The organism is Falsiroseomonas sp., from assembly GCF_030695085.1.
Taxonomy (GTDB): Bacteria; Pseudomonadota; Alphaproteobacteria; order Acetobacterales; family Acetobacteraceae; genus Falsiroseomonas.
On the sequence record NZ_JAUYTS010000206.1, the window covers coordinates 19,663 to 29,010 of the forward strand.

Sequence of the window (9,348 nt, forward strand, 5' to 3'; positions counted from 1 at the left end):
TGGAACGTCCGGCGGCTTCGCGATAAGCGGGGAGAGGCGTTGGCGAGAGTGAGCCTCAGATGCCCGACCCTGGCGCGGCCGATCTGCGAGATCCGGCCCCGAACAAGCCCACCGCCCCAGAAGGGCCCCAGCGGTTCTCGGTGGATACGCGCGACCTGCCGCCAGCGATCCGCCTGGACGCCTGGCGCGCCTTCTGGCAACCGGCCGTGCACGTGACGGCAAGACGCGACAGCGAGCAGGGTTTCGTCGGCCAGGCCACACTGCGCCGGCTCGGCCGACACACCCTGCTGGACATGCAGGCCGCGGCCGCCAGCTATCGCCGGCCGCGCAGCCAGGGTCTGCGGGATGGCCTGGATCACTGGATGGTCGCCTTGCGGATCGACGAGGAGGATCGCCCGGCCGTGGCGATCTGGCTCGGCTCTCTGTCGCAGGGCTTTGGCTTGCGCGATCTCGGCGGCCGGTGGCTCGCCGTGTTCATCCAGCCGCAATGCCTGCCGCAGCTTGCCTCGATCTTCGCATCACCGCGCGCGGTGCCGGTGCTGAGTCCGGCGGCACGCATGCTGGCCGGGATGCTGCCGCGCATCGCCGCCTCCGCCGACCAGATCGCCACCATGGAGGCAACGCGGCTGGAAGCGGCCCTGTCCTCGATGCTCGCGGCGTGCCTGCTTGATGATGAGATGCAGCCGACCTCCAGCCGGCTGCAGCTCGAGACTGCAAGGCGGGCGCGGGTGATCGCACTTGTCGACGCCGCGCTGGGCGACCCGGAGCTTTCGCCGGCGAAACTGGTTCGGCAATCCGGGCTTTCCCGTTCCGAGCTGTATCGCTGCTTTGCGCCAACCGGCGGCATCTCTCGCGCGATCCAGCTTCGCAGGCTGCGGCGCGCCTATGTCGAACTGGCGCGCGCGGATGGGCCATGCTCCATCAGATTGATCAAGGACGCGGTCGGGTTCTTCGACGCATCCAGCTTCACCCGGGCCTTCCGCCGCGAATTCGGCTGCACCCCGCGTGAGGTGCTGGCGAGCCGCCCGGCACCCACAGCGCACGCCTTCCCGGGCCTGGCGGCGGCGCTCAGCTTTCGTTGAGGGCCAGGGCAGGTTTCGGTTCGGAAGTCGTGCCGCGCCGTTCCAGCACCGTCACATACAGCGCCGGCAGCACGATCAGCGTCAGCAGGGTGGCCACCAGCAGTCCCCCCATGATGGCGAACGCCATCGGGCCCCAGAACACCGTCGGCGCGATCGGGATCAGGCCCAGGACGGTGGACAGCGCCGTCAGCATCATCGGCCGCAGGCGCGATGTGGCGGCCGCCAGCACCGCGTCACGCAGCGCCATGCCCTCGGCCCGGTCCTGGTCGATCTGCACGATCAGGATCACGCCGTTCTTGGCGATCATGCCGAGCAGGGCGAGGATGCCGAGGATGGCGACGAAGCCGAGCGGCCGGTCGAACACCAGCAGCGCCAGCACCACGCCGATCAGGCCGAGCGGCAGGATCGCCACCACCAGGGCGAGCCGCGCGAAGCTCTGCAACTGGAACATCAGCACGGTCAGCATCACCACGATCATCACCGGCACCACCGCGATAACCGAATCGCGGCTCTTGGCGCTTTCCTCCGCAATGCCGCCGATCTCGATATGGGTGCCGGCAGGCAGCCTTGCGTTGATTGCGGCGATGCGAGGCGTCACCTCCGCCACTACCGTCTCGGGCAGCACGCCAGGGCGCACATCGGCCTGCACGGTCAGGGCCGAGACACGGTCGCGCCGCCAGATCAGCGGATATTCCTGACCATGCTCGAAGGTGGCGAATTGGCCGAGGGCGACGGTGCGGCCGCCGGGGATCGGCACCTGCATGGTCTCCAGCGTATCCAGCGAAAGGCGTTCCGCCGCAGTGGCGCGCGCCCGTACGCTGACCAGGTAGATGTCGTCGCGAATCTGGGTGATGACCGTGCCGGTGATGGCCGCGTTCAGCGTGCCGGCGATCGCGGCGGAAGACAGGCCGAGCTGGCGCGCCTGTTCCTGATCCACCACGACGCGCAGCTGACGGGCCGGCTCGATCCAGTCGAAGCTCACATTGCGCGTGCCGCCGCTTGCTGCCACTTCCTGCGCGACCTCCAGCGCGACGGCGCGGATGGTCTCGATGTCCGGGCCGACCACGCGGTATTGCACCGGCCAGCCGACCGGCGGCCCAAGCTCAAGCGGTGAAACGCGGGCGATGGCGGTGGGAAACTGCTCGGCCAGCAGAGCTTCCAGCCGGTCTTGCAGCGCTCCGCGCACGGCCGCGTCCTTCGCCACGACGACAGCCTGGGCGAAGAAGGGATTTGGCAGCTGCGCATTCAAGGGAAGGTAGAAGCGGATCGCGCCGCGACCGACATAGGTGCTCCAATGCGCGACGTCCGGGTCCTGGGCCAGCGCCGCATCCAGCCGCTCCACCGCCGTCAGGCTGGCATGGATCGAAGCGCTCTGCGGCAGCGTCAGGTCCACCAGAAGTTCCGGCCTGTCCGAGGACGGAAAGAACTGCTGTGGCACGAAGCGCAGCGCGTAGAGCGAGACGAGGAAGGCCGCGATGGCGACGGCGATGGTCACCCAGCGCAGCCTTATCGCCAAGGTGAGAAAGGCCGCATAGCCGCGCAGAAAGGCGCCAGGCGGCGCCGGCGCGGCGCCGGCGGCGGCCTTCGGCGCCTTCAGGATGGCCATGCCGAGCAAGGGTGCGAACAGCACCGCGACAAGCCATGAGACCACCAGCGCAAGTCCGACCACGGCAAAAATGGAGAAGGTGTATTCACCCGCCGAGCTGGCGGCGAAGCCGATCGGGATGAACCCCGCGATCGTCACCAGCGTGCCGGTCAGCATCGGCGCCGCCAGAGTCTTGTAGGCGAAGGTCGCCGCCTGCGCCTTGCCGTCACCCAGCGACAGGCGCCGGATCATGGCGTCGATCGTGGTCATCGCGTCATCCACCAGCAGGGTCAGCGCAATGATCAGCGCCCCGAGCGAGATGCGTTGCAGATCGATGCCCGACAGCTGCATCAATGGAAAGACGACGGCCAGCGTCAATGGAATGGAAAGCGCCACCACCGCGCCGGCGCGCATGCCGAGTGCGACGAAGCTGACGGCCATGATGATCAGGATTGCCTGCCACAGGCTTTCGGTGAATTCGCCGATCGCGGTGTCCACTGTCTTCGCCTGGTCCGCCACCAGGAAGGGCTCGACACCAACCGGCAGGTCGCCCTGGATCGCCTGCATCTCGCGCCGCAGGTTCTCGCCCAAGGCCAGGATGTCGCCCCCTGCGCCCATCGCGATGGCAAGCCCTATGGCGGGCTGCCCATTCACCCGAAACATCGGCTGCGGCGGGTCGGAATAGGCGCGGCGGATCTCGGCGATGTCGGTCAGTCGCACCAGGCGGTCGCCGGCGACGAAGGAGATCTTGGCGAGGTCCGCCTCGTCCTGGAAGGCGCCCGAGACGCGCACAGACAGCCTCTCATCACCGGTCTGCACGAGGCCGGCGGGCTGCACGGTGTTCTGCGCCTGCAGGGCGGCGATCAAGGACGGGTAGTTCAGGCCAAGTCCCGCGAGCCGCTCCAGCGAGAATTCGACGAACACAACCTCATCCTGCGCACCGAGGATCTCGACCTTGGTGACGTCCGGCACCCGCAGCAGGCGCGAGCGGATGGCTTCGACGTAGTCGCGCAACTCGCGTTGGCTGAAGCCGTCCGCGGTGAAGCCGAAGATGATGCCGAAGGTGTCACCGAAATCATCGTTGAAGCCGGGGCCGACCACACCTTGCGGCAAGGTGTGGCGCATGTCGCCGATGCGCTTGCGCACCTCATACCACATGTCCGGCACGACATGCGGTGGGGTGGAGCCCTTGAGGTCGACGAAGATCGTGGTCTGTCCGGCGACGGTGTAGCTGCGCAGCCGGTCGAGGTTCGGGGTTTCCTGTAGGGTCCGCTCCAGCCGTTCGGTCACCTGCGCCAGCGTTTCCTCGATGGTGGCACCGGGCCAGGCGGCCTGCACCACCATGGTGCGAAAGGTGAAGGCCGGGTCCTCGTTGCGTCCAAGGCGGAAGAACACGATGCTGCCGGCGATCACTGCGACAAGCATGAAGTAGGCGAGAAGCTGCGGCCGACGGATCGACCATTCGGAAAGGTTCGGACCAATCATCGTGCGCCATCCAGCAGCCGGACCCGCTGACCCGGGCGCAGGACCTGAACGCCGGCCGTCACCACGACATCGCCGGCGGCCACACCGGAGCCGATGACGGCGCGCGCCGGGTCGTGCCGCAGGATCTCCACCGGGCGCAGGGAGACGGTCTGGCTGTTCGTGTCCACCACCCAGACGGCAGGTGTGCTGCCCTGGCGTGTCAGGGCGCTGGCAGGGAGGGCGTAGCCCGTGCCGCCCTGCAATTCCATACGCCCGGTCACGGTCGAGCCCAGCCGCAGCCCCGGCGGCGGGTCCTCAAGCCCGATGCGCACGCGGAAGGTGCCGGTCACCGGGTCGGCGCTGGGGGAGACTTCGCGCACACGACCGTTCGCGCGGGTGACAGGATCGAGCGTCAGCGCCACCGCCACGATGATGCCCGGCGGCGCGCGGTCCATCACAGCGGGGGGCACGTCGAACACGGCGTCCAGACCATCCTGCCGGGCGAGGCGCACGACCATGCGGCCGGGCGCCACCACCTCCCCCGCCTCCGCGCCGCGGGCGGTGACGGTGCCGGGCGCATCGGCCAGCAATTCGGAATAGCTCAGCCGGTTCTCGGCGATGTTCACCTGCGCCTGCGCTGAATCCACCGCGCTGCGTGCGGTCTGCCGCTGCTGCGCGGCCTGGTCGTAGCGCTGCCGGGTGCCGAAGCCGCTGCGCAGCAATTCGCTCGCGCGGCTATAATTCGCCTCGGCCTCCACCAGCTGCGCCTGGCCCGCCACCAGGGCGGCGCGCGCGGCACGCAGCCCGTTCTCCTCATTGGTGCGGTCGAGGCGGGCGATCACCTGGCCTGCCGTTACCCGGTCCCCGACATTCACCAGGCGTTCGATCATGCGGCCATCGATGCGAAAGCCGAGATTGACCTCGGTCTGCGCCTGGATGGTGCCGGTCAGGCTTACGGTGGTGGTATCGCCGCGCGATTCCACGGTAACCACACGCACCGGCCGCGGTTCCGGTGCGGGCGGCGCCGGCGCTTCGCCGCAGGCGGACAGTGCCGCGAATGCGAGCAACAGGCAGGGCAGCTTCGCGCCGCCCGGAACTCTCGACATGCTCGAAATCCCTGCACTGGTGGGCCGTGCGAAGCTACCGTTCTGCCCACCTTCCTTGATCGGCGGCACGTCCCGGCCATACCCCCTACGTCCCGAAGCCAAGACGGCTTGAACGCTCGCAGGCTGGGCCGGACCAGGCGGCCGCTGCCCTAAACACCCGAGAGCATCGCATCCAGGTCGAGCGAGGATCGCACGCCAAGGGCCCCGGCATGATCGCGCAGAAAATCCTCCGCCGCCCGTCGCCCGGCTTCGCGCAGCCATTCGAGGAAGGCCCATTCGGCATTGAGCTTCGAGGAATAGCCGAGCGCGGCCATGACCTCGTTCCGCACCACATGCAGCCGCATGCGCGCCCAGGCCGCGCCCTCGGTGTTGCCGGGGTCGGCGACCTTGCGCAGCAGCCACATCATCTTCAGCTCCTTCAGCGCCACCGCGTTGAAGGAGATTTCGTTGACCCGGTCGAGGATATCGCGCGCGGTGCGCGGCGTGCCCGGGCGCTCGATCGGGTTGATCGGGATCAGGATGGTGTCGTCCGAAGCAAGTTCGGTCACCAGCGGCATCAGCGTCGGGTTGCCGGCGAAGCCGCCATCCCAGTAGGGCTCGCCCTCGATTTCCACTGCCTGGAACAATTGGGGCAGGCAGGCAGAGGCCAGCAACGCCGCGATGCTGAGATCCGTGTTGCGAAAGATCCGTGCACGGCCGGTGCGCACGCTGGTGGCGGTGACGAAGACCTTGATCGGCCCGTCGCGCAACGCCGCGAAATCCACGCTGTCGCGCAGCACTTCCGCCAGCGGGTTGCCGGCGACGCTTGGCATATCATAAGGCGAGACAATCCGGGCCAGCAGGTCCATCATCAGGAAGGCGGGCGAATTGTCGAGCGTCCAGCGGCCGAGCATCACATCCACCGGCCCGCGTTGGAACGGGCTGAAGGTGGCGCTTCGGGACACGCGGCGCCAGAAGGCATCGAGCGCCTCGCGCGCCCCCTGCCTGCCGCCGATGGCGTAGCCGCTGGCCAGCACGGCCGCGTTCATCGCCCCGGCGGAGGTGCCGGATATGCCCTCCACTTCCAGCCATGGTTCCTCCAGCAGCCGGTCTAGGACGCCCCAGGTGAAGGCACCATGCGACCCGCCACCCTGCAGGGCGAGGTCGACCGACACGGGATCACGTCGCTGCATCATGCGCTTCCCGACTGGAGGCTACCGCGGCCCGGACGCGACGACGCGCACGGAAGCCTGCGCCAACCGGCGCAGCAGGCGCAGGCGGCGCAGGATCGGGCGGCGGTCATGCAGCAGCATCTCGACCGGCTTCCACATCGCGACCCATCCGAGGATGCCGATGCTCTCGCGCGCGATGCGGGTCAGCGGGCGTTCGGGGAAATCGGCGGCGAGCCAGAAGGCGGTGGTCAGGCAACCGGCGAGAATCGCCAATCCGACAGCCAGGCTACGGCGTGCATCGGAGAAGTGCTCCTTCACGGAACGCTCCTGCGCCTCGGCCAGCAGGCTGAAATGCGTCGCGATCGCGTCACCCAGCCGCGCCTTGTCGGCGCTACCCATGGCGTCGGGCGGCAGGCGAATGGTGACACTGAGCGGCACCTCCGCGGGCTGGCGGCGCGCCCATTCGATGATCTCGCCTTCCGCCGCGGCGCGAAGGCAGCCGGGATGCAGCGGCCAGGCGGCGTCCACAGCGACCAGCTGGCCGATATCCACCAGTTCGAGGTCGAGGTTCGGCCCGGCGGGCGAGGCGGCTGGCATGGCAGCCGGCGGCGCAGCCATTACGGCGTCGGACATGAGGCCTCCGGCTCAATAACGGCCTGACGTTAGGCCTGCGCCCGGCTGCCTGCATCGTCATGCCGTCCCGGCGCTTGGCCGCATGTCCCGGATACATCCCGGATGAATCCGCTTACCCAAAGGATAAAAATGGATATTGGGACAAAAGTAATGAAATTGCGCATCCCTGGCTACGAATGAGGCAATGTTGGTTTATTTTTTTTGTTGATGAGGCAGGCACGAACTGCATATTGAAATGGTGAATGCTGATGAGTGGCGCCAATGTTCGAGAAACAGGCTGGCCCGCTTCCGGTTGCGCATGAAAACCGGGACGATGGCGTGGCGTCGCAGAATGCGGTCGCATGCCTGCTGAAGCCGTTGCGCCAGACCACGCGGAACCTGCCCGCGCGCCTGCAATTCGACGCCTGGCGTGACACCAACGCGCGGCTTGTTGACTACGTCTCGCCCGAGATCCTGCCTGAGTCCTACGAGGTAAGTGCGACCACCTTCTTTTTCGGCGGGCTTGCACTGCTCGCGGCGGAAACACCGGCTGGGACCTATCGGCGCTCGGCAACCAACCTGCGCCGCGACGGGATCGACCTGCTGTCCTTCTCCCTGGCCACGCATGGCCACCGCATCTACCGCACGCAGGATCAGACCCATGTGATGCAGCCGGGCCAGCTTGTCCTGCATTCGCTGGCACAACCCTTCGAGGCGGCACGCACCCGCTCCGGCTGGCTTCATCTGTATCTGACGCGCGAGGACCTGCCAGCCGCTGTCGTTCCCCTGGTGTCAGGATGCCAGGTTCTGGACACGCCGAGCGGGCTTCTCCTGCGCGACTATCTTCTGCTGCTGGCGGATGAGCTTCCACGCATGACCGTCGCGGATGGACAGCGCCTGGCGGATGCCACCAGGGCGATGATCGCGCTTGCCGTCGCGGAGAGCCCGGCGCGGCAGGAGGCAGCTGCGGCGCCCCTTGCTGCGGTGCAGCTGGCGCGCTTGCGCAACCTGATCCGGGCCAATCTCGGGTCGGCGCGGCTTGGACCCATGCGGCTGTGCCGGGAGGCCGGGATCGCGCGCTCACAATTGTACCGACTGTTCGAACCGCTTGGTGGCGTGGCCCTGTTCATTCAGCGGGAGCGACTGAACGCGGTCTACCGGGCGCTGACAGACCCGGACGATACGCGCAGCATCTGCGAAATCGCCGCGGCAAGCGGTCTGTTCGATGCGTCGAGCTTCAGCCGCATGTTCCGCCGCGCCTTCGGCATTTCGCCGCGGGAGTTGCGCATGACGCACATGCTGCGCGCCACCCACAAGATCCCGCCTTGCAACCGCAGTGTCTCCGGCTCCCTGCAATATCTGCTGCAGGCCACGTAGCTCCGCGGTCGTGACGTGCCCAGCGGGTTGGGCTTGGGTCGCCGGGGGAGGTGAAGATGCCACGCAAGGCTGGCGATGACGGTCAGGATCGGCACCGATGCCGCGCTGCGCTGCGGCGCCGCGACCTGCTGGCCCTGCCCATCACTCTCGCGGCCGCGGATCAGCCCGCGCGCGCGCATCCGGCCTGGGCACCCTCCCGGCCCCTCATCCTCATCGTGACGTCTGTTGCCGGCAGCATGCCGGACCTCATCTGCCGGCTGGTGGGCGAGGGCATGAGTCGTTTGCTTGGCCCGGTTGTCATCCAGAACCGCCCCGGCGGCTTCGGCACGCTGGGGCTTGCCGAGGTGGCGCGGGCGCAACCGGACGGCCACACCATCGGCTATTGCAGTGTCGTCACGATGGCGATCAACGATGCGATGCTACGGCGGCAACCTTATGTCGCCGAACGGGACTTCGCCCCGGTTGCCCTGCTCGGCTTCGTGCAGAACGCCGTCCTGGTGCATCCCACGCTGCCGGCCCGGACGCTGGCGGAACTTCTCGCGCTGCTGCGGGACGCTCCTGGCCGCTTCACCTACGGTTCGCCCGGCACAGGCACGACCGGCCACCTGGCCATGGAGCTGCTGCGCTCACTGTCCGGGGTCGAGCTTGTGCATGTGCCGTACCGCGGCAGCCCTCAGCTGGCAGAGGCCCTGCGGAAACGGGAGGTGGACATCGCCTGCGACAGCCTCTCCTCGCTGGAGGCCCTATTGCGGGTTGGTGATGCGCGCGGCCTTGCGGTCACCGGCCCGCAGCGGACGCCGCTATTCCCCGATCTGCCGACGGTTGAGGAGACGGGCTGGCCCGGCTTCCGCATCACGTCCTGGGGCGGGCTCGTGGTGCCGTCCGGCACGCCTGCGGCGGCGGTGGCGCGGCTGAACGCGGCCGCCAACGCGGCACTTGCCATGCCCGATCTCGCTGCGCGTCTGACGGCG

At 68.1% G+C, this 9,348-nt stretch carries 7 protein-coding genes; 3 read left to right on the forward strand and 4 right to left on the reverse strand.

Annotation, left to right across the window (positions count from 1 at the left end; all coding sequences use genetic code 11):
- The first annotated feature begins 140 nt into the window (after positions 1-140).
- Positions 141-1,082 (forward strand): helix-turn-helix domain-containing protein, encoded by a 942-nt coding sequence (locus tag Q8S40_RS21800; RefSeq protein ID WP_305672083.1) that lies wholly within the window; start codon positions 141-143, stop codon positions 1,080-1,082.
- Here the strand turns inward: Q8S40_RS21800 and Q8S40_RS21805 are convergent.
- The 4 genes from Q8S40_RS21805 to Q8S40_RS21820 all read right to left on the reverse strand — a co-directional run bounded on the left by Q8S40_RS21805 (position 1,069) and on the right by Q8S40_RS21820 (position 6,985).
- Positions 1,069-4,152: an efflux RND transporter permease subunit gene (locus Q8S40_RS21805; RefSeq protein WP_305672084.1), complete on the reverse strand. Its 3,084-nt coding sequence runs from the start codon at positions 4,150-4,152 to the stop codon at positions 1,069-1,071. The two genes, Q8S40_RS21800 and Q8S40_RS21805, sit on opposite strands and share 14 nt — an antisense overlap.
- Complete coding sequence (locus tag Q8S40_RS21810; protein WP_305672085.1) at positions 4,149-5,237, reverse strand: efflux RND transporter periplasmic adaptor subunit; 1,089 nt, start codon at positions 5,235-5,237, stop codon at positions 4,149-4,151. Before Q8S40_RS21810 ends, Q8S40_RS21805 begins: the two co-directional genes overlap by 4 nt.
- Positions 5,238-5,386: 149 nt before the next feature.
- Positions 5,387-6,391 carry a patatin-like phospholipase family protein gene (locus Q8S40_RS21815; protein WP_305672086.1) on the reverse strand — a complete coding sequence of 335 codons (1,005 nt, stop codon included), beginning with the start codon at positions 6,389-6,391 and terminating at the stop codon, positions 5,387-5,389.
- A 39-nt stretch (positions 6,392-6,430) separates the two neighbouring features.
- On the reverse strand, positions 6,431-6,985 hold the full coding sequence (locus tag Q8S40_RS21820; RefSeq protein ID WP_305672087.1) for a hypothetical protein: 555 nt from the start codon (positions 6,983-6,985) through the stop codon (positions 6,431-6,433).
- A gap of 297 nt (positions 6,986-7,282) precedes the next feature.
- On the opposite strand from Q8S40_RS21820, the gene Q8S40_RS21825 reads away from it, so the two are divergent.
- Positions 7,283-8,377, forward strand: a complete 1,095-nt coding sequence (locus tag Q8S40_RS21825) for a helix-turn-helix domain-containing protein (protein WP_305672088.1) — start codon at positions 7,283-7,285, stop codon at positions 8,375-8,377.
- A gap of 56 nt (positions 8,378-8,433) precedes the next feature.
- Positions 8,434-9,348: tripartite tricarboxylate transporter substrate binding protein (locus Q8S40_RS21830; RefSeq protein WP_305672089.1), on the forward strand; the 915-nt coding region annotated here is incomplete at its 3' end.